Below are 18,312 nucleotides of genomic sequence, written 5' to 3'. Positions count from 1 at the left end.
TGGGGGAAAGGGGGAAGTATGCTCTTTTCTCCTCAAATTTTGTTGAGAGAGCCATAGAGATAAAAAACATAGGGGGTGTGAAGAAATGAATTCTCATTTCTTCACACCCCCTTCACACCTCCTTTTTTGTGTATCAGTTCAAATCTTCACAGTTTCCAGCATCTCCGGCAGATAGTACTTCCTCGCTTCTTTCCGGATTTCTTCCGGGATCCCGTAAAACGGCTCAGCGATGCTGCCGGCTATGGCAGCCAGGGTATCGCTGTCACCTCCCAGAGAAACGGCGTTGCGCAGGGCATCCTCAAAACAGGTGCTGTCCAAAAAGCACACCAGCCCCTGGGGCACGGAGTTCTGACAGGAAGCATCCCCTTCGTAAGCGTCCCGGATGCCTTCCACTGTAAAGTCCAGATCATAAAAGGGCTTCAGGTACTCCCGGATCTCTTCCTTGCTCTTTTTCTGGCGGGCCAGAAAAATGGCACCGGCCGTAGCCTGCGCCGCCCGATAGCTTTCCGGATGGTTGTGGCTCACTTCACAGGACAAAATGGCCAGCTGCCGCACTTCCGCCAGAGTCCGTCCGAACCAGCCCGCCGGGGATACCCGCATGGCGGCCCCGTTGCCGAAGCTGCCGTAGGCCCCCATTTCGGGATGGAACAGCCAGTAACGGAACTTGCCCCCGAACCCGGCGTCTGGATACTTCTGCCCCAAAGACCGCATTGCTCTGGCCAGCAGCGGCAGCACCGTATGGCGTTCCAGCAGCTTGCCCCGGCTTCTGGCCGCTTCAAAGGCCTGTTCCACAGCCAGGGTCATGAGAGAATCATCTGTAGCCCTGCAGCCAGGGGAAAACAACGGGAATTCCTTGCTCTTATGGTTCCTCCATTCATAGATGGAACCTACGATATCGCCAATGAATGCACCTTCCATGATATTGACCCCCTTGGTAACCGCCCTTATTCTTTCCAGTCCAGCTCCACCGGGCAGTGGTCGCTGCCAAAGACTTCGTTGTGGATGACTACGTCCTGGATATGGTCCCTGCCGTTTTCGCTCACCAGGAAGTAGTCGATGCGCCATCCGGCGTTCCGTTCCCTTGCCTTGAACATATAGGACCACCAGGTATAGGCCCCTTCCCTGTCAGGATACAGGCTGCGGAAAGAATCCACGAAGCCGTGGTGCAGGAACTGCTGGAATTTGGCCCGCTCCTGGTCGCTGAATCCGGCGTTCTTGTGGTTGCTGTCCGGGTTCTTCAGGTCGATGGGCTGGGCAGCCACATTCAGATCGCCGCACACAATCACCGGTTTCTTCCTGGCAAGACGGCTCACATAGTCCTGGAAAGCATCCTCCCATTTTTCCCGGTACTCCAGGCGTACCAGGCCCCGCTGGGAATTGGGGGTATAGACATTCACCAGGATGAAAGCCGGATATTCAGCTGTAATCACCCGTCCCTCCTGGTCGTGTTCCTCGATGCCCAGGCCATAGGTAACTCCCAGGGGTTCTTCTTTCGTAAAAATGGCGGTACCGGAATACCCCTTTTTTACGGCACTGTTCCAGTACTCATGGTAGCCGGGGAATTCAAAAGTGGATTGCTCCCGCCGCATCTTCGTTTCCTGGACACAGAAAATATCCGCATCCGCCTGCTGCATAAAATCAGCAAATCCCTTGTTCATGCAGGCCCGCAGGCCGTTGACGTTCCAAGTGATCAGTTTCATGGATTTCACCTCTATCGTACACAGTTCATCGTCGTCCCAGCTGCGGAAAGATCCATTCCAGCGCAATACAGGCGGCTGTCCACAGGAGCGGATAGACAGGTTCCGGCAGGATCCACACAAAAGTGTTCAGGGCCGTCCAGAAAGCCGCGCTTACCAGCAGCAGTCCTCCGGTAAAAAGCACCCGGTGCTGGTAACGGACACCGCTGCGGATGTATTCCGTCCCCAGGGCTGCGTAGAACAGCTGCTGCAGGAAGGCCGCCCCTACCGCCCCAAAATCCGTATCCCATACGGCCCACAGGGCGCCTGCCAAAAGGAGCACCGGCCACAGGGTCCACAGGATTCCCCGTGCCTGGCGCATTTTCTCCCGGCCAAAGAAAGCCCACAGGCTGTACCAGACAAAGGGCACCGAAGCCCAGAACCACAGCTCCAGTGTCGGATATTCCACCCGCAACGGCCAGGCCGCCGGGAACAGGGTCACCAGCCCCAGCACCAGGGCCACCACGGCCAGTTTCCAGGCAAAAGTCCGCTTCCGGTACCGTCCCAGCACGGGAATGGTCAGCCACACCCCGCTGGCCAGCCAGAACAGCAGCACCAGTTTCAGGGGCACGTACCAGTCCATCGCCGGGGTGGCGAAGCTGGCCAGTATATTAAAGAAGAGCATCCAGCCAAATAGCAGATCCTTCCGCTGCCGCCAGATCAGTTTTCCCAATTGTACCTTATCCATGAGCCGTCCTCTCCATCTGCGCCAGGAAATCCAGGCTCCGGATAGGCCGGTCAGTCTGGTACAGGATGAACTGGTATAAAATCTTTTCCAGGCTCATGAGCTCCCGGCCCCGTACGGTGAAGTCCGGCGGCTGGTTCAGGTCCAGGTGCAGCAGCTGCTCCATCAGGTCCCTGGCAGGCAGGGTAAAGGGCAGTTCCTCCCCCATGGCGCATTTCTTACACAAAAAGCCCCCCTGCACCAGGCTGAAATACCCGTCCTCCGTCACCGGTTCATTGCAGCTGGTGCAGACATCCAGGATCGGGTTCAGACCGCACAGGGCCAGCAGTTTCAGCAGGGTACTGTCCGTGACCAGGCGCCGGTTCCGTTTGCCCAGCAGCCGGAAAGCCTCCAGCAGCAGCCGGAACACCTCCTCCTGGGGTTCCTCCTCTCCCAGCAGGTTCTCCGCCACTTCCCCGATGATGGCCCCATAAGCCAGGTTTTCCCAGTCGGGAGGCTGTGGCATTTCCAGGCTTTCGCAGCCGCGCAGGACAGCGACCTTGCGGCCCGGCGCCAGCGTCACCTGCAGGTGGGCGAAGGGCTGCACCAGCCGTCCGCTCTGGCTGCGGGGATACGCCGCCCCGTAGGCCACAAAGGGGATCTTTCCGTGTTCACGACAAAAGCAGACTGCGTATTTATCCGCAGTCTGCCAATTTCTAACCCGGAGGATGATTGCTTCGTCTTGAAACATTTCACTGCTCATGGACAGCCGCTTCCTTCTTGTTGTCTTTTTTCAGAGGGATCACCCGTACCCGCATCACCCGGAAGCCGGTGGAATCCAGCACTTCGAACTTGTAGCCGTTCTCCTCCACGCTGTCGCCCACCACAGGCTGTCTGCCGATCAGGCCGAACACATAGCCCCCGATGGTATCTTCTTCCGGATCGTCGAACTGGATGCCCATAATCTCCGATACCTCATCCAGCAATACCAGGCCGTCGAACACGTAGGACCCGTCAGGCATCTTGTTGATTTCCGGCATATCCGTGTCGTGCTCATCCTGGATGTCGCCTACGATTTCCTCCAGCAGGTCTTCCATGGTCACCAGTCCGGCCGTACCGCCGTACTCGTCGGCCACCGCAGCCATCTGCACATGTTTATGCTGCATCAGCTGCAGGATCTTGGCAATGGACATGCTTTCCGGCACCACGTCGATTTCCCGCATGATACTCCGCAAATCAAAGCCGGGAGCCTTGTAATCCGCATTCATGAATTCCCGGATGTGGATCATGCCCAGGATATGGTCCCGGTCCTCCTCGCACAGAGGATACCGGGTATGGCCGCTGTCCTTGATGACTTTCATGTTCTCTTCGATAGAATCATCCACGAACAGGCACACCATGTCCTGCCGTGGCACCATCACTTCCCGTGCCACACGGTCGGCAAAATCAAACACATTGTCAATGAGCCTGCTTTCCACCGGGTCGATGCTGCCGCCCTTTTCACTGGCGCTCACCATCTTCCGGAGGTCATCCTCAGAATGACTGGTTCCCCTGTGCACCGGTTCCATCCCCATAAAATGGTACAGGGCTTCCCCCACATGCCAGAAAAGGAAAGCAAAAGGATATACAATTGGTTTCAATAGGCGGCCAAGCGCCGGTCCTGCGTCTATAAGTCATCTCTCCTTTGGATTGTTCCATACAAAATCATTGAAAACAGATATACTTTTTTATTATACACGCTGGAACCGATCCTGGTCAATATTGCGGCCGGTCATTGGCCAGGCCCAGGCGTTTCAGGTCGCCCTCTTTTTCCCGCCATTTGGGCCGTACCTTCACCCACAGTTCCAGATACACCCGGTTGCCGATCAAGTCCTCGATATCCTTCCGGGCCCGCTGGCTGATTTCCTTCAGCATCTTCCCCCTGGCCCCGATCAAGATGGCCTTCTGGGAATCCCGCTCCACGTAAATATCCGCCCGTACGTATACCATGTCGTTGGGCCGGGTCTTCATTTCCTGCACCTGCACCGCCACCGCATGGGGTACTTCGTCCCTTGTCAGCTGCAGGATCTTCTCCCGGATGATTTCCGCCGCCATCACCCGTTCCGGCTGGTCCGTGTACATATCCTCCGGATAGAAATCCGGTCCTGCCGGCAGGCAGGCTTCGATTTCCTGCAGGAGAGGCGTGAAATCCTCATCGGCCAGAGCCGACAAAGTGAGAATGCTGTGGAAGGGATATTCCTTCTGGAAATGGGCGATGATGGGCAGCAGGCTCTCTTTACTGACAATCTGGTCGATCTTGTTCAGCACCAGGATCACCGGGGCACTGCATTCTTCCTTCAGCCGCTCCAGGATCACCTGTTCGCCCTTGCCCCGTTTTTCCGAAGCATCCACTACGAACAGGACCACATCCACCTCTTTGATGGCATTCACCGCCGCCTGGACCATGTGTTCCCCCAGTTTGTCCTGGGGTTTATGCAGGCCGGGGGTATCCAGGAAGACCATCTGGGCCGTCTCCGTGCTCAGGATGCTCAGGATCCGGTTCCGGGTCGTCTGGGGCCGGTCAGAGATGATGGCCACCTTTTCCCCCACCAGCTGGTTCACCAGGGTGCTCTTGCCTGCATTGGGACGCCCCACCACGGCCACAAAGCCGGAGCGGTGCCGTTTCTGTTCTTGCTGTTCCATACAAATTCCTTTCTTTTATAACGCAAAGCTGTCGGGCAGCAGTTCCGCCGCTGTCGTTTCCCTGCAGTCGCCTTTCAGATTGGTCAGGTACACCACCGGGATGGAAAATTCCGCCATCACCTGCCGGCAGGCCCCGCAGGGGGAAACCGGCTGCGGGGTATCCGCGGTGACGCACAGGGCCGTAAATTCCCGCACCCCTTCCTTCACTGCCGCAAAGATAGCGCACCGTTCTGCACAGTTACACAGGCCATAGGAAGCGTTCTCGATGTTGCAGCCGGTGAAGATCCGGCCGTCCCTGGCCCGCACGGCCGCCCCCACCGCAAAATGGGAATAGGGGCTGTAACTGTACTGGCGGGCCTTCACCGCCGCTTCGAACAGTGCCCGGTCCATGTCAGCCTCCGTACCTTTCTTCCGCCAGATCCAGTTCACGCAGGATTTCCTCTTCCCGGGCCCGCATGACTTTTTTATCTGCTTCTACCATATGGTCATACCCCAGCAGGTGCAGCATGCCGTGTACCGCCAGGTACGTCATCTCCCGGGTGAGCCCGTGACCGAATTCCTCGCCCTGCTCCACCGCCCTGGGAGCGGAGATGATCACATCCCCCAGCAGATGTTCGGCTTCCCCGTCATCCACTTCCGGTTCCTCATCTCCTTCGTCCAGGGCAAAACTCAGCACGTCCGTGGGCCGGTCGATGCCCCGGTAGTCCCGGTTCAGGGTGTGGATTTCATCGTTGTCCACGATGGTGATGTCCACTTCCGTGTTGTCCGTCAGGTTTTCCTTCTGGGCCACAATGTCCATGGCCTTTTTCAGCGTCGCTTCCAGTTCTTCCGGAATGACAATTTTCTCCTGGTTGTTTTCCAGTGTTACGATCATTGTTCTTCTCCTTGATGGTCAGCCGCCCGTCTCCGTTCCTTCCGGGCGTTATCATACTTTTCGTAGGCCTTGATGATGGCCCCCACGATTTCGTGCCGCACCACATCATGCTCATTGAAATGGACGATGCCGATGCCCGGCACATCCCGCAGTACATGGGACGCATTCACCAGTCCCGACTGCCTTCCGCTGGGCAGGTCCACCTGGGTTGCATCCCCGGTGACCACCAGCTTGGAGCCGAAGCCGAACCGGGTGAGCGCCATGCGCATCTGTTCCGCCGTGGTATTCTGGGCCTCGTCCAGGATGATGAAGGCATCGTTCAGAGTACGGCCCCGCATATAGGCCAGGGGTGCCACTTCGATGATGCCCCGCTGCAGGTTCTTCTGGAATACCTCCATGCCCAGCATTTCGTACAGGGCATCGTACAGCGGCCGCAGGTACGGATCCACCTTTTCCTGCAGATCCCCGGGCAAAAAGCCCAGTTTCTCGCCCGCTTCCACCGCAGGCCGGGTCAGGATGATCCGTTCCACTTCCTTATTTTTCAGGGCTTTTACGGCCATGGCCACTGCCAGATAGGTCTTGCCCGTGCCGGCCGGTCCAATGGCGATGGTAATATCATTCCGGGCGATGGTCTTCAGATACTGGAGCTGGCCCAGCGTCTTGGCCTTCACCTGGCGCCCCCGCACCGTAGTCAGCACCGTATCGGTAAACATCCTGTGCAGCTGTTCTTCCTGGCCTTTCAGCACCAGTTCCATGCTGTACTTCACATCATGCCCGGTAATGGGCAGTCCCTGGCGGTACAGGTACAGCAGTTCCTGGACCAGTTTCCCCGCCAGTTCCGTATCCTGCTCACTGCCCTGGGCGATGAGCTCGTTTCCCCGGGGAATCAGCCGGCATCCCAGCACCTGCTGCATCTGCCGCAGATATTCATCATTTTCTCCCAGGACCGCCACCATCTCCCGTGGGTCCCGGAAGGTAAACCGTTTTTCCGTCACTTCAGGCAAACTCCATTCCTCCTACCTGTTTTCAACTCCCTGTTTCCATAAGTTGACTAATATATCTATTATATCGTTTCCCAGAAAAAAAAGAAACAGGAAACCCTATTGACAGCAGACCCCTTTTTCGGGTAAAATAATTTTGTTGCTTATGGAACTATAGCTCAGATGGTTAGAGTATCACGTTGACATCGTGGGGGTCACTGGTTCGAGTCCAGTTAGTTCCACCAGATTGAAAGGTTGTCGCTGCGGCGGCAGCCTTTTTTATTCAGTTTCAAATCTCCGGCTGCACAAAAATCAGGAGCTGTGAAGAAATCCTTCACAGCTCCCTTTTGCTTGTCAGTCGTCTCTGGCCGAAAACTCTCATTTCACCACATTCCGCAGTGTCCCGATGCCTTCGATGCTGCATTCCACCACGTCCCCGCTCTTCAGGAACCGGGGCGGGTTCATGCCGATGCCCGTACCGGCCGGAGTACCCGTAGCGATGATGGTACCCGCCCGCAACGTCATGCCCTTGGACAGTTCGCTGATGATGTACGGGATACCATGTACCAGATATTTGGTATTGCTGTCCTGCCGCAGCTGGCCATTCACCTTGCAGGTCAGGTGCAGTGCCGGCGGGAACGGGAATTCATCTGCTGTCACGATGAAAGGCCCCATGGGAGCAAAAGTATCCAGACTCTTTCCGAAGTACCATTGTTTATGGGCTACCTGCACGTCACGGGCCGTCACATCATTGATGATGGTGTAGCCGAACACGTAGTCCCCGGCGTCTTTTTCTTCCACATTCCTGGCTTCCCTGCCGATGATCACGGCTAGTTCGCATTCGTAGTCCAGTTCCTTCACTACATCAAAATGGCCGTCGATGATCCCATCCGGATCCGTAGCCCGGTCCACCCGCTTGGAGAAGTATACCGGTACCTGGCGCTGCACGATTTTTTCCGGCACATAGTCATCCGGCAGTTCCTCATCATGGGACTTGTAGTTGATCCCCAGGCAGATGATGTCGTTGCGGGGATGTGTCAGGGGAGCCAGGATTTTGACCTGATCCAACGGCACGCCGCCCAGCGCCATCCGGTTGATGCTCAGCAGTTCTTCAAAGTTGCTTTCCTGGATCAGTTCGTACATATTGGAATATTTATTGGCCGGATAGACGTACCTGCCATCATCGGAAATTACGCCTACCTGTACATCCTGATCGTATGCATACGTTACGATTTTCATGGTTTCCACTCCCCTAATTCAGTCCCACTGCCGTGGTGTCTTGACTTATTCTGTAGTTATTGTACACTGTTTAGGAGGAAATTACCAGTAAAAGAACCTGTCTCTGCCTGTTTGGAGAGGTTTTGTCCTGTTTTTTGCAAACGAAAGGAAGGGTACCTATGGAAAATATTTGGCAGCTGGACGATGGCCACGGCGATTACAACCGCAGCTACGAACGGGATTACGATTTCGATTACGCCGATTACTCCACCGATCACAAGGAAAACAACTTCCGAAATTATGAATGGAAGATTCCCAAGACGAAAAAAGAACGAGTACGGAACATCCTGAATCATTATGAATGAAAACGAGGGTATGAAAAAACATTTTTCATACCCTCGTTTTCTTTACATTTATTCACGCAATATCAAATTCCTACCAATATATTACAGGAAAAGTTTTGTATAAATTCCCAGATAGGAGACCACAAAAGCAGACAGGATGAACAGGATCGCGGTAAGCAGCAGGTTCTTGTAAAGCCTGTTCACATCCACACCTTCCGGTGCGCAGCCGCAGGCCAGAGCCCCTACTGTAGAGAACGGGCTCAGGACCACCCCGTTGGTCCCCACGATGACGCCCAGCATCAGAGCCGCAGCATCCAGGTCCGGGTTGGCCGCAGCCAGTTTGGCAGCCAGCGGGATCAGGGTGGGCATGACCACACCTGTGCCGCTGGACACAGCCCCCATCAGTCCGCCCAGCAGAATCATGATGGGCTGCATCGTAGCCGGAGTGATGACTTTGGAAAGCATGGAAGTCAGATACGTAATCCCGCCGGATTTATCCACCACATGGAGCAGCATGCTCATACCGGTGATCAGCACCAGGGTCCCCCAGGGAATTGCCGCAATGGCCACCTTCTGATCACAGTAGCCCAGCAGGATCAGGACAGCGGCAAAGGCCATGCATACCAGGCCGATGTTCTGTTTGAAGAAAATGGTAGCCAGGCAGACCAGCACAATGGCAATCAGCGTAACCACCTGGGCCCGGTTAAAAGGCGTAAACTCCCTGTCCGGTTCTGTATTGGGGACTTTCCATCCCTTGAACACCACATAAGCGATCAGTGCCATCGTAAAAATGGACAGAGAATACGCACCCCAGATGGGCATGTAGTTGTCCACTCCGTTCTGGGCAGCCAGTGTATTGGCCACAATCCCGTTCAGGGTAATGGGAGACAGGCCGCCGATCATACCGCCCGCCAGGACGATAATGGAAGTCATGGTCACATCCAGCTGCCGGTTCAGGCAGGTATGGTAGGCAATGGGCATGATCACTACCAAGATCAGCATGGAACCGCCCACACCGGCCAGAATGGCAGCTGCGGCAAAGAACATCCAGGGGATCAGTTTGTTGTTGCCCCGGGAAAGAAAGGATACATTCCGGGCCAGCACCGTTGACGTGCCATTATGGTTGGCGATCCCGAACAAGAAGGTGGAAGCCATGATCAGGAAAAATACTGTGGTGGGAAAACCGCCCGCATAAATGTCCTTGGCTTTCATGCCTGTGACAAAGGTCCCGTACACATAGGCAGCCAAAAAGCCGATGATCCCCACATTTTTCCTGGTGATCATCCCCAGGAAAATGACGAAAAGCAATAAAATCAGTGAACCGATCTGCATCATACTGAATTCCTCCAGAATATAAAGTAAAGCCCTTTCCTCTCTTTGTAAGAGACGAAAGGGCTTGTTTCGCGGTACCACTCTTCTTCATCTGGCTGCTGCCGGATGCGCTTCATCAGATACGGACCTTTTCCGGCCGATATCCTCCTGTCTGATAACGGTCAGGTTTCCGGCTCATCCTACTTTTCCCTGGTCAGGCTTTCAGATGGCTGCTCAGAGACCAGTTCAGCTTCTTTCCCCTTGCGTCCTTTCACCATCCGGACGCTCTCTGGAAGGTTCCACAGGCTTACTCTTTCTCTTCGTAGCATTTGCAGTATGGAGTTGATGATTCATACAATACCACTCCATGTCCAAAAAAGCAATCTTTTCTACTGTTTTCTCACATTTTTTTATGAGAACCATAAATTCGATTTTTAAGTCCGTTCTTATAAAGTTCACTTCCAATGGACAATAAATTGTGTATGTTTCAAGAAAGTTTTTCTTCAACAGACAATTTATCTGTATATTCCATTTGCTGTCTTTAGAGCGCTAACACTTTAAAAAAAAATTGTATGAAGTATACAAAAAACTGTTGACAATCTGTGACAAGAGTGATAAATTACGGAACTATAAACAAGCATCCGATTTGATGACGGCACTTGAAATTGTGAGTGTCGGATTTTTTTCGAAGGAGTGATTACAATGAACGGATTAACGCTTGTGTGTTTTGCTATTGTCATCTTCATCTGTGCCTACATGTTTTATGGACGCTGGCTGGTGAAGACCTGGGGAATCGAACCGGATGCGAAGACGCCTGCTTATCGCTTCAGAGACGATAAGGACTTTGCTCCCGCTTCCCGGTTTACTGTATTTGCCCATCAGTTTTCCTCCATTACGGGTGCCGGCCCTGTAACCGGTCCGATTATCGCTGCCATGTTCGGTTGGGTTCCTGCTTTCTTATGGATTTTGGTCGGCGGCGTATTTTTCGGTGCTGTACAGGATTTCACCGCCCTGTATGCTTCTGTGAAGAATGACGGCAAGGGCATGGGTGCCCTGATTGAACAGTATGTGGGCCATACGGGCTGCAAAATGTTCCTGATGTTCGGCTGGCTGTTCTCCCTGCTGGTTATCGCTGCTTTCTCCGATATCATGGCAAGCACCTTCAATGGTTTCTCCAAGACCGGCGAACTGATGGGGCCTAACGCCTCTGCTGCTTCCATTTCCATGATCTACATCGCCGTGGCCGTGGTATTCGGTATCGTAACCCGTCGTTTCCACATCACGGGTGCCAAGGAACTGGTTCTGGGCATCATCTGCATGATCGCCATGGTCAGCCTGGGTATTGCCCATCCCATGTATGCTTCCCGTACCACCTGGCTGTATGTGACCTATGCTTACTGCTTCGCTGCTTCCATCATGCCCATGTGGCTGCTGATCCAGCCTCGTGACTACCTGAGCGTATTCCTGCTGCTGGGTATGATCCTGGCCGGTGTTGTAGGGATTGTTGTCGGGAATCCTTCCATCAACATGCCTGCCTTCACTTCCTTTGATGTGGCCGGCAAACCGATGTTCCCGATCCTGTTCGTAACCATCGCCTGCGGGGCTGTATCCGGGTTCCATTCCCTGGTATCCTCCGGTACTTCCTCCAAGACGGTTTCCAATGAAAAAGACATGCTGCCCGTTGGGTACGGCTCCATGCTGATTGAATCCACCCTGGGTGTTGTTTCTCTGGTTATCGCCTGCTCCGTGGCTGTAAACGGCCATCTGCCCAAAGCCACTCCGTTCGCCATCTTCGGCAGCGCCATCGGCGGTTACTTCACCATGTTCGGTATTCCCAAGTATTACAGCACCTGCATCGTGACCATGTGCGTATCCGCTCTGGCCATGACCACCATCGATGCTGTAACTCGTATCGGCCGGATGATGCTCCAGGAAATCCTGGCTCCGGAAGAAGGCCATGAACAAGGCTCCATTGCCAAGTTCTTCAGCAATACCTATGTTGCCACCATCGTAACCCTGATCCCCAGCTACCTGCTGTGCCTGGGCGGTTACATGAACATCTGGCCGCTGTTCGGCGCTGCCAACCAGCTGCTGAGTGCTCTGTGCCTGGTTGCCCTGGCCGTATTCCTGAAGGTTACCGGCCGGAAGAGCTGGATGCTCTACATCCCCATGACCTTCATGTTCCTGGTCACCATGAGTGCCCTGTGCCTGTCCATCTATGGCATCTACAAGAAAGCCATGGCTGGTGTGTTCTTCCCCATGGTGGAAGGCCTGCAGCTGGTAGTTGCCCTGTGCCTGATGTTCCTGGCCATTAACGTGGTCCGGAGCTGCACCAAGGAACTGTTCAGCGGTAAAGTTGAAACTGCAGAAAAATAATCAAAAATCCCACCGTCTTCGGGCGGCGGGATTTTTTCATTCATATCCAATCACTCCATAAGGAAAGGACCTGTCCCCCAAAAAGGGCAGGTCCTTTCTTTTCCTTGCCAGTCACTTGCGTTCTTCCTCTTCCTGTTCTCCCCGCAGCAGCCCCAGGAACTGTGCCTCGTCCAGGATTGTCACGCCCAGGTTCTGTGCCTTGGTGTACTTGCTGCCCGGGTCAGCTCCGGCTACCACGTAGTCCGTCTTTTTGCTCACGGAACTGGTCACCTTGGCACCCACTTCCTGGGCCATGGTCTGTGCTGTCGCCCGGTCCAGGTTGGGCAGGGTGCCCGTGAACACCATGGTCTTGCCGTAGAACGGATGGCTTTCGTCCAGAGCCGGACCCGCAGTCATTTCCATGTTCAGTCCCAGTTCTTTCAGCCGTTCCACAAAAGCCTGGTTCACCGGATCTCCGAACCAGGTCACCACACTTTCCGCAATGACAGGACCGATGTCCGGGATCTGGGCCAGTTCGTCCTGGGTGGCAACAGCCAGCTTGTCCATGGTGCCATATTTCAGCGCCAGGGTCCGGGCCACTTTGGCCCCCACATGACGGATACCCAGGGCAAACAGCAGCTTATCCAGGCTCTGGCTTTTGCTGTTCCGGATAGCCGTCACCAGATTATCCGCACTCTTCTGCCCCATCCGGTCCAGCTGGATCAGCTGCTCCGTAGTCAGAAGGTACAGATCGGAGGGATCCTTCACCAGTCCGTGAGCCGTCAGCTGGGCCAGCACGCTGGGGCCGCAGCCGTCGATGTTCATGGCGTCCCGGCTGGTGAAGTGGATCAGCCCTTCCCTCCCCAGAGCCGGGCAATGGGGATTGGTGCAGCGCCAGGCCGCCTCTCCGGGGTTCCGCTGCGCTTTCCAGCCGCATTCCGGACAGGTCTCCGGCATATGGAACACCTTTTCTTCCCCGGTGCGCTTGCTGGTCACCACGTGGAGCACTTCCGGGATGATTTCAGCGGCCTTGTTGATGACCACATGATCGCCGATGCGGATATCCCGTTCCTGGATGAAATCTTCATTGTGCAGCGTAGCCCGGCTGATGGTGCTACCGGAAAGCCGCACAGGCTTCAGCACCGCCGTAGGAGTCAGCACCCCCGTGCGCCCCACCTGGATCACAATATCTTCCAGCACGGTCTCCGCCTGTTCCGGCGGGAATTTATAGGCCATGGCCCAGCGGGGATCCTTGCCGGTAGCGCCCAGGATGTTCTGCTGCCACACATCGTTCACCTTCACCACCACGCCGTCGGTGTCGTAGCCCAGCAAAGCCCGCCGCTCCCCGTGCTTTTTGATGAGTGCATTGGCTTCCTGGATGGTATCCACCAGGGTACGGCCTTCCGTGGTGGTAAAGCCGTACTGCTGCAGCATATCCATGGAAGCATTGTGGGTGGGCATGTTACCGGCTCCCACCCCGATGCCGTAGGCAAAGAAAGCCAGAGAGCGTCTGGCCGTCACCCGTGGATCCAGCTGCCGCAGGGAACCGGCCGCCGCATTCCGACAGTTGGCAAATTCCTGCTCCCCGGCTTCCTGCCGTTCCTCGTTCAGCTTTACGAAAGCCGCCCGGGGCATGTAGACTTCGCCCCGCACGTCCAGAAGTTCCGGAATCTCCATACCTGGAATGGGCTTCAATTGTTTGGGGATATTCCGGATGGTACGCACATTCTCCGTAACGTTTTCCCCCACAACGCCGTCACCCCGGGTGGCCGCCCGCACGAACCGGCCGTTTTCATAGATGATGCTGCAGGCCAGGCCGTCGATCTTGGGCTCCACCACGTACTGTACCCTGGCGTCTTTGGGCAGTCCCTCGCGCACCCGCCGGTCGAACTCTTCCATCTCTTCCGGCGAGAAAGAGTTGGCCAGGCTCAGAAGCGGCGTCATATGCCGTACTTCCGTAAAACCCGGTTTGGCGTAGCCGCCCACGTGCTGGCTGGGAGAATCCGGAGTAACCAGTTCCGGATACAGTGCTTCCAGTGCTTTCAGTTCCCGCATCATGGCATCATATTCTGCATCAGTGATGATGGGGTTGTCCTGGACATAATACAGATAGGAATTCTTTTTCATGATGGCGCGCAGCTCGTCGATGCGGGCCGACGCCTGTTCTTTCGTCATATTCATGGTTCAGGCTCCTCAGATTTTCTGCAAGATCTTGTACTTGGTGGCCAGCTGCTTGATGCCGCAGCCCGGGAAGGCCACCATGACCAGCTGGCCCTCACTGCCGTCCGGTTTGGCTTCGATGATGGTCCCCACCCCGAATTTCTTATGCCGGCATTTTTCGCCTGCATGGAATTCCGGTACCGCCGCTCCTTCAGGGATGAACCCTTCATGCTTCGGACTGGGTGTATCCAGGATGCTGCCGCCCCGGTGCCGGGCAATGGTCCTAAGTGATGCATGCTGGCTCTGCTGTCCCCGATGGCCCCCCATAGCGGCCCTGCGCAGGGATACATTCTCCATCAGATGCCGGGGAATTTCCTCCAGGAAGCGAGAAGGCGGGTACATGACCACCCGGCCGTACACCATCCGGCTGCGGCAGCTGGTGAGATACAACCGCTTCTTGGCCCGGGTGATGCCCACGTAGCACAGCCGCCGTTCCTCCTCCAACTTGTCTTCATCTTCCAGGGACCGCTGGCTGGGAAACAGGCCGTCCTCCATGCCCCCGATGAACACCACCGGGAATTCCAGCCCCTTGGCCGAATGGAGCGTCATGAGGGTCACAGAATCCTTGGTCAGCTTGGCGTCATCGATGTCCGCCACCAGCGCTACATGGTTCAAAAAGTCCTCCAGAGTCTGGTTGTTCTCCTCCCCCGGATCTTTGGCAAATTCATCGGCGATCCGCAGGAATTCGTTCAGGTTGTCGATGCGGCTCCTGGCCTGGTCAGAACCGTCCAGCCGCAGGGCTTCCAGGTATCCGCTTTTTTCCAGTACCCGTTCCATCAGCTCTTTTACCGGCAGGGTATCCTTCACCGCATCCAGTTCGCCGATCATGTCGCTAAAGGCCTGGATCTTGCTGAAAGACCGGCCCAATACTTCTTTGGCCTGCACCGTCTGCAGCACCTCGTGAAGCGGCATTCCGCTTTCTTCCAGCAGGGACCGGACCTTGGCCACCGTAGCGGCTCCGATACCCCGTTTGGGCTCGTTGATGATCCGCTCCATGCCCTGGATGTCCCTGTGATTGGACAAAAAGCGCAGGTAGCTCAGCAGATCCTTTACTTCTTTCCGGTCATAGAACTTCAGGCTCCCCACCATCACATAGGGTACCCCGTTGTTGATGAGGTTTTCTTCGAACATCCGGGATTGGGCATTGGTCCGATACAGGATGGCCATATCCCCCAGCCTGGTACCTTCCCGCTGCAGCCGGCGGATCTGGCCCACCACGAATTCAGCTTCCTCCCGGTCATCCCGGGCCTGGAAATAGGCGATGGGCTGGCCGCTGCCGTTTTCCGTCCACAGGTTCTTGGGCCGCCGGGCTGCATTGTGCTTGATGACCTCATTGGCCGCGTCCAGGATCACCTGGGTGCTGCGGTAGTTCTGTTCCAGTTTGTAGATCCTGGCTTTGGGATAATCCTTTTCGAAGTCCAGGATGTTGCTGATATCCGCACCCCGCCAGCCGTAGATGCTCTGGTCGATATCCCCCACAGCGCACAGGTTGTTCTCCGGTGCCGAAAGGAGTTTGGCCAGCAGGTACTGCACATGGTTGGTATCCTGGTATTCGTCGATGAGCACATAGTGGAACTTGTTCTGGTATTTTTCCCGCACCTCCGGAAACTGCTGCAGCAGTTTCACGGCAAGCAGCAGCAGGTCATCGAAATCCAGGGCGTTGCTCTGGTGCAGGTGGTCCTGGTATTCCTTATAGATCTCCGCCACTTTCCTGGCATGGAAATCATCGGCCTGGCGTGCGAATTCGCCGGCATCTACCTGGGCGTTCTTGGCGTTGCTGATGGTGGCAAGGAGAGCCGGCAGCGGATAGAACTTTTCATCCAGGTTCAGCTTTTTCAGGGCTTCTTTCAGCACATTCCTGCAGTCCGTCGGATCATAGATGGAAAAAGAAGTGGTATAACCGGGCAGATGGCTGATTTCCCGGCGCAGCAGCTGGTTGCAGAAGCCGTGGAAGGTATACAGCCACACATCCTTGGCGCTGGGTCCCACCAGGGCATCCACCCGCTGGCGCATTTCCTTGGCTGCCTTGTTGGTAAAGGTAATGGCCAGGATGTTCCAGGGTTTCACCCCTTTTTCCAGCAGATAGGCAATCTTGGTGGTCAGGGCTTTCGTCTTGCCGGAACCGGCCCCGGCCAAAATTAAAATAGGCCCGGCAATCTGGCGGACTGCCTCAGCCTGTTGTTCATTCAGCGATGCTAAGAGATCTGTCATTTTTTCCTCGATTCCTTCATTTTATTCTCTCCTATTCTAACAGATTCCCGTTTTTTTTGCTATAATAGAAGGGTCCTTCAACAGAAGGCCCGCTTCAGGCAGCGGCAGTCGCGACCCTGCCCACAGACCCTGCGGAACAAAAGAAAGGAAGTATAGTATGGAAGAATTTTGCGAAAAGGTTTTCCACCTAAAGGAAAACCACACCTCCATGCGGACGGAAATCGTAGCCGGGATCACCACCTTCATGACCATGGCCTACATCCTGATCGTCAACCCCTCCATTTTAAGTGCCACCGGCATGGACAAGGGAGCGCTGCTGACGGTGACAGCCATCGCCTCCGCCCTGGGGACCTTTTTCATGGCGGCATTTGCCAACTACCCCTTCGCCCTGGCACCGGGCATGGGGCTGAATGCCTACTTTGCCTACACCGTGTGCCTGCAGATGGGGAACAGCTGGGAAATGGCCCTTGCGGCTGTTTTGATTGAAGGCATCACCTTTATCATCCTGTCCCTGACATCCATCCGGGAAGCCATCTTCAACGCCATCCCCATGACCCTGAAGCAGGCCATTTCCGTAGGTATCGGACTGTTCATCGCCTTCATCGGCCTGCTGAACTCCCGGATCATTGTGGCCAACAAGGCCACAAAAGTCTCCCTGTATTCCTTTACCAAGGCCATGAATGACGGAACCTTCAACAGCGTGGACATCACCGTGCTGCTGGCCATGATCGGAATCCTGTTTACCGCCTATCTGATCATCAAAAACGTACGGGGCAACATCCTGTTCGGTATCCTGGGCACCTGGATCCTGGGCATGATCTGTGAAGCCACAGGGCTGTACGTTCCCAATCCGGAACTGGGCACCTTCAGCGTATTCCCCAACCTGTCCGGCGGGCTGGCTTCCTTTGCTCCCATCAGTCCGGCACCGCTGTTCCTGCAGCTGGACTTCTCCCACGTGCTGAGCCTGAACTTCTTCGCCGTGATCTTCGCCTTCCTGTTCGTGGATACCTTCGATACCCTGGGGACTCTGATCGGGGTAGCCGCCAAGAGCGACATGCTGGATGAAGAAGGGCATCTGCCCCATATCAAAGGCGCCCTGATGGCCGATGCCTGTGCCACCTGCACCGGTGCTCTGCTGGGTACCAGTACCGTTACCACATTCGTGGAAAGTGCCGCCGGGGTTTCCGAAGGAGGCCGCACCGGTCTGACTTCCATTACGGTAGCCATCCTGTTCCTGCTGAGCCTGTTCCTGAGCCCGTTCTTCATGGCCATCCCCTCCTTTGCCACGGCACCGGCCCTGGTCATCGTAGGATTCCTGATGTTCTCTTCCGTAACGAAGATCAAAATGAACGAACTGAGCGAAGCCATCCCGGCCTACATCGCCATCATCGCCATGCCGTTCGCCTACAGCATTTCCGAAGGCATTTCCTTCGGTGTCATCACCTACGTGGTGCTGAACATCCTGGCAGGCAAGACCCAGAAAATCAGCAAGCTGATGTATGTGCTGGCTGTGCTGTTCATATTGAAGTATGTGCTGCTGTAAGTATCAGTAGTTACCCACTAACAAAGGTTCTATGATAAATGTTGGGGTCTTGTGGACTTCCTGTTCACAAGACCCCTATGTTTTATATAAAATAAGACATACCTAAACTGAATTTCAACTCAACCACCACGAAGAACTGAAAGGAGCATAGATATGTCTCGTTATTATTTTATC

Annotated in this window: 16 protein-coding genes, 1 tRNA gene and 1 other annotated feature; of the genes, 4 read left to right on the top strand and 13 right to left on the bottom strand. The window is 55.2% G+C overall.

Features of this window, described 5'->3' with window-relative positions; all coding sequences use genetic code 11:
- Positions 1-138 precede the first annotated feature (138 nt).
- The 9 genes from ACR0QW_RS08600 to ACR0QW_RS08560 form a co-directional block, all read right to left on the bottom strand.
- A complete protein-coding gene (locus tag ACR0QW_RS08600) occupies positions 139-918 on the bottom strand; it encodes an ADP-ribosylglycohydrolase family protein (RefSeq protein ID WP_432643283.1) in 780 nt (259 codons plus the stop codon).
- Positions 919-944: 26 nt separating this feature from the next.
- Positions 945-1,700, bottom strand: a complete 756-nt coding sequence (locus ACR0QW_RS08595) for an exodeoxyribonuclease III (protein ID WP_432643282.1) — start codon at positions 1,698-1,700, stop codon at positions 945-947.
- Between the two features lie 25 nt (positions 1,701-1,725).
- A complete protein-coding gene (locus ACR0QW_RS08590) occupies positions 1,726-2,424 on the bottom strand; it encodes a hypothetical protein (RefSeq protein WP_432643281.1) in 699 nt (232 codons plus the stop codon).
- Entirely contained in the window at positions 2,417-3,163 is a 747-nt protein-coding gene (recO, locus tag ACR0QW_RS08585; protein WP_432643280.1) for a DNA repair protein RecO, read from the bottom strand. Before recO ends, ACR0QW_RS08590 begins: the two co-directional genes overlap by 8 nt.
- On the bottom strand, positions 3,153-4,040 hold the full coding sequence (locus tag ACR0QW_RS08580; RefSeq protein WP_432643279.1) for a hemolysin family protein: 888 nt from the start codon (positions 4,038-4,040) through the stop codon (positions 3,153-3,155). The genes recO and ACR0QW_RS08580 overlap by 11 nt, the downstream gene beginning before the upstream one ends.
- A gap of 115 nt (positions 4,041-4,155) precedes the next feature.
- Positions 4,156-5,082 (bottom strand): GTPase Era, encoded by a 927-nt coding sequence (gene era / locus ACR0QW_RS08575; RefSeq protein WP_432643278.1) that lies wholly within the window; start codon positions 5,080-5,082, stop codon positions 4,156-4,158.
- Positions 5,083-5,097: 15 nt separating this feature from the next.
- The gene (locus ACR0QW_RS08570; RefSeq protein ID WP_432643284.1) at positions 5,098-5,472 is read right to left on the bottom strand and encodes a cytidine deaminase; all 375 of its coding nucleotides are present in this window, start codon (positions 5,470-5,472) and stop codon (positions 5,098-5,100) included.
- A gap of 1 nt (position 5,473) precedes the next feature.
- On the bottom strand, positions 5,474-5,956 hold the full coding sequence (ybeY, locus tag ACR0QW_RS08565; RefSeq protein WP_432643277.1) for an rRNA maturation RNase YbeY: 483 nt from the start codon (positions 5,954-5,956) through the stop codon (positions 5,474-5,476).
- On the bottom strand, positions 5,953-6,960 hold the full coding sequence (locus tag ACR0QW_RS08560; RefSeq protein ID WP_432643276.1) for a PhoH family protein: 1,008 nt from the start codon (positions 6,958-6,960) through the stop codon (positions 5,953-5,955). The genes ybeY and ACR0QW_RS08560 overlap by 4 nt, the downstream gene beginning before the upstream one ends.
- 144 nt (positions 6,961-7,104) lie before the next feature.
- Between ACR0QW_RS08560 and ACR0QW_RS08555 the strand changes: the two genes are divergently transcribed.
- Positions 7,105-7,181 (top strand) — tRNA-Val (locus tag ACR0QW_RS08555).
- A gap of 133 nt (positions 7,182-7,314) precedes the next feature.
- Here ACR0QW_RS08555 and ACR0QW_RS08550 read toward each other — a convergent pair.
- Positions 7,315-8,175, bottom strand: a complete 861-nt coding sequence (locus ACR0QW_RS08550) for a fumarylacetoacetate hydrolase family protein (RefSeq protein ID WP_432643275.1) — start codon at positions 8,173-8,175, stop codon at positions 7,315-7,317.
- A 158-nt stretch (positions 8,176-8,333) separates the two neighbouring features.
- On the opposite strand from ACR0QW_RS08550, the gene ACR0QW_RS08545 reads away from it, so the two are divergent.
- Entirely contained in the window at positions 8,334-8,519 is a 186-nt protein-coding gene (locus ACR0QW_RS08545) for a hypothetical protein (protein WP_289049278.1), read from the top strand.
- Between the two features lie 81 nt (positions 8,520-8,600).
- On the opposite strand, the gene ACR0QW_RS08540 is transcribed toward ACR0QW_RS08545, so the two are convergent.
- Positions 8,601-9,911 (bottom strand): SLC13 family permease, encoded by a 1,311-nt coding sequence (locus ACR0QW_RS08540; protein ID WP_432643274.1) that lies wholly within the window; start codon positions 9,909-9,911, stop codon positions 8,601-8,603.
- Positions 9,878-10,142: a binding site (T-box leader), on the bottom strand. It overlaps the preceding gene by 34 nt.
- 369 nt (positions 10,143-10,511) lie before the next feature.
- On the opposite strand from ACR0QW_RS08540, the gene ACR0QW_RS08535 reads away from it, so the two are divergent.
- The gene (locus ACR0QW_RS08535; RefSeq protein WP_432643273.1) at positions 10,512-12,185 is read left to right on the top strand and encodes a carbon starvation CstA family protein; all 1,674 of its coding nucleotides are present in this window, start codon (positions 10,512-10,514) and stop codon (positions 12,183-12,185) included.
- Positions 12,186-12,296: 111 nt separating this feature from the next.
- Here ACR0QW_RS08535 and ligA read toward each other — a convergent pair whose 3' ends face one another.
- A complete protein-coding gene (gene ligA / locus ACR0QW_RS08530) occupies positions 12,297-14,345 on the bottom strand; it encodes an NAD-dependent DNA ligase LigA (protein WP_432643272.1) in 2,049 nt (682 codons plus the stop codon).
- Positions 14,346-14,357: 12 nt separating this feature from the next.
- Positions 14,358-16,595 (bottom strand): DNA helicase PcrA, encoded by a 2,238-nt coding sequence (pcrA, locus tag ACR0QW_RS08525; protein WP_432643271.1) that lies wholly within the window; start codon positions 16,593-16,595, stop codon positions 14,358-14,360.
- Positions 16,596-16,752: 157 nt separating this feature from the next.
- Here pcrA and ACR0QW_RS08520 point away from each other — a divergent pair, with 157 nt between their 5' ends.
- Positions 16,753-18,138 (top strand): NCS2 family permease, encoded by a 1,386-nt coding sequence (locus ACR0QW_RS08520; protein ID WP_432643270.1) that lies wholly within the window; start codon positions 16,753-16,755, stop codon positions 18,136-18,138.
- The last annotated feature ends 174 nt before the right edge of the window (positions 18,139-18,312 follow it).

The sequence above is a fragment of the Acidaminococcus sp. genome, from assembly GCF_050873445.1.
Classification (GTDB): domain Bacteria; phylum Bacillota; class Negativicutes; order Acidaminococcales; family Acidaminococcaceae; genus Acidaminococcus.
The sequence above is the reverse complement of the archived record's forward strand: the minus strand, read 5'-3'. Positions and strand labels throughout refer to the sequence as shown.

Coding starts and splice junctions, on each gene's coding strand:
- ACR0QW_RS08600 (WP_432643283.1), bottom strand. CDS start 918: ATGGAAGGTGCATTCATTGGCGATATCGTAGGTTCCATCTATGAATGG.
- ACR0QW_RS08520 (WP_432643270.1), top strand. CDS start 16,753: ATGGAAGAATTTTGCGAAAAGGTTTTCCACCTAAAGGAAAACCACACC.
- ACR0QW_RS08550 (WP_432643275.1), bottom strand. CDS start 8,175: ATGAAAATCGTAACGTATGCATACGATCAGGATGTACAGGTAGGCGTA.
- pcrA (WP_432643271.1), bottom strand. CDS start 16,595: ATGACAGATCTCTTAGCATCGCTGAATGAACAACAGGCTGAGGCAGTC.
- ybeY (WP_432643277.1), bottom strand. CDS start 5,956: ATGATCGTAACACTGGAAAACAACCAGGAGAAAATTGTCATTCCGGAA.
- ACR0QW_RS08545 (WP_289049278.1), top strand. CDS start 8,334: ATGGAAAATATTTGGCAGCTGGACGATGGCCACGGCGATTACAACCGC.
- ACR0QW_RS08595 (WP_432643282.1), bottom strand. CDS start 1,700: ATGAAACTGATCACTTGGAACGTCAACGGCCTGCGGGCCTGCATGAAC.
- era (WP_432643278.1), bottom strand. CDS start 5,082: ATGGAACAGCAAGAACAGAAACGGCACCGCTCCGGCTTTGTGGCCGTG.
- ACR0QW_RS08570 (WP_432643284.1), bottom strand. CDS start 5,472: ATGGACCGGGCACTGTTCGAAGCGGCGGTGAAGGCCCGCCAGTACAGT.
- recO (WP_432643280.1), bottom strand. CDS start 3,163: ATGAGCAGTGAAATGTTTCAAGACGAAGCAATCATCCTCCGGGTTAGA.
- ACR0QW_RS08535 (WP_432643273.1), top strand. CDS start 10,512: ATGAACGGATTAACGCTTGTGTGTTTTGCTATTGTCATCTTCATCTGT.
- ACR0QW_RS08590 (WP_432643281.1), bottom strand. CDS start 2,424: ATGGATAAGGTACAATTGGGAAAACTGATCTGGCGGCAGCGGAAGGAT.
- ligA (WP_432643272.1), bottom strand. CDS start 14,345: ATGAATATGACGAAAGAACAGGCGTCGGCCCGCATCGACGAGCTGCGC.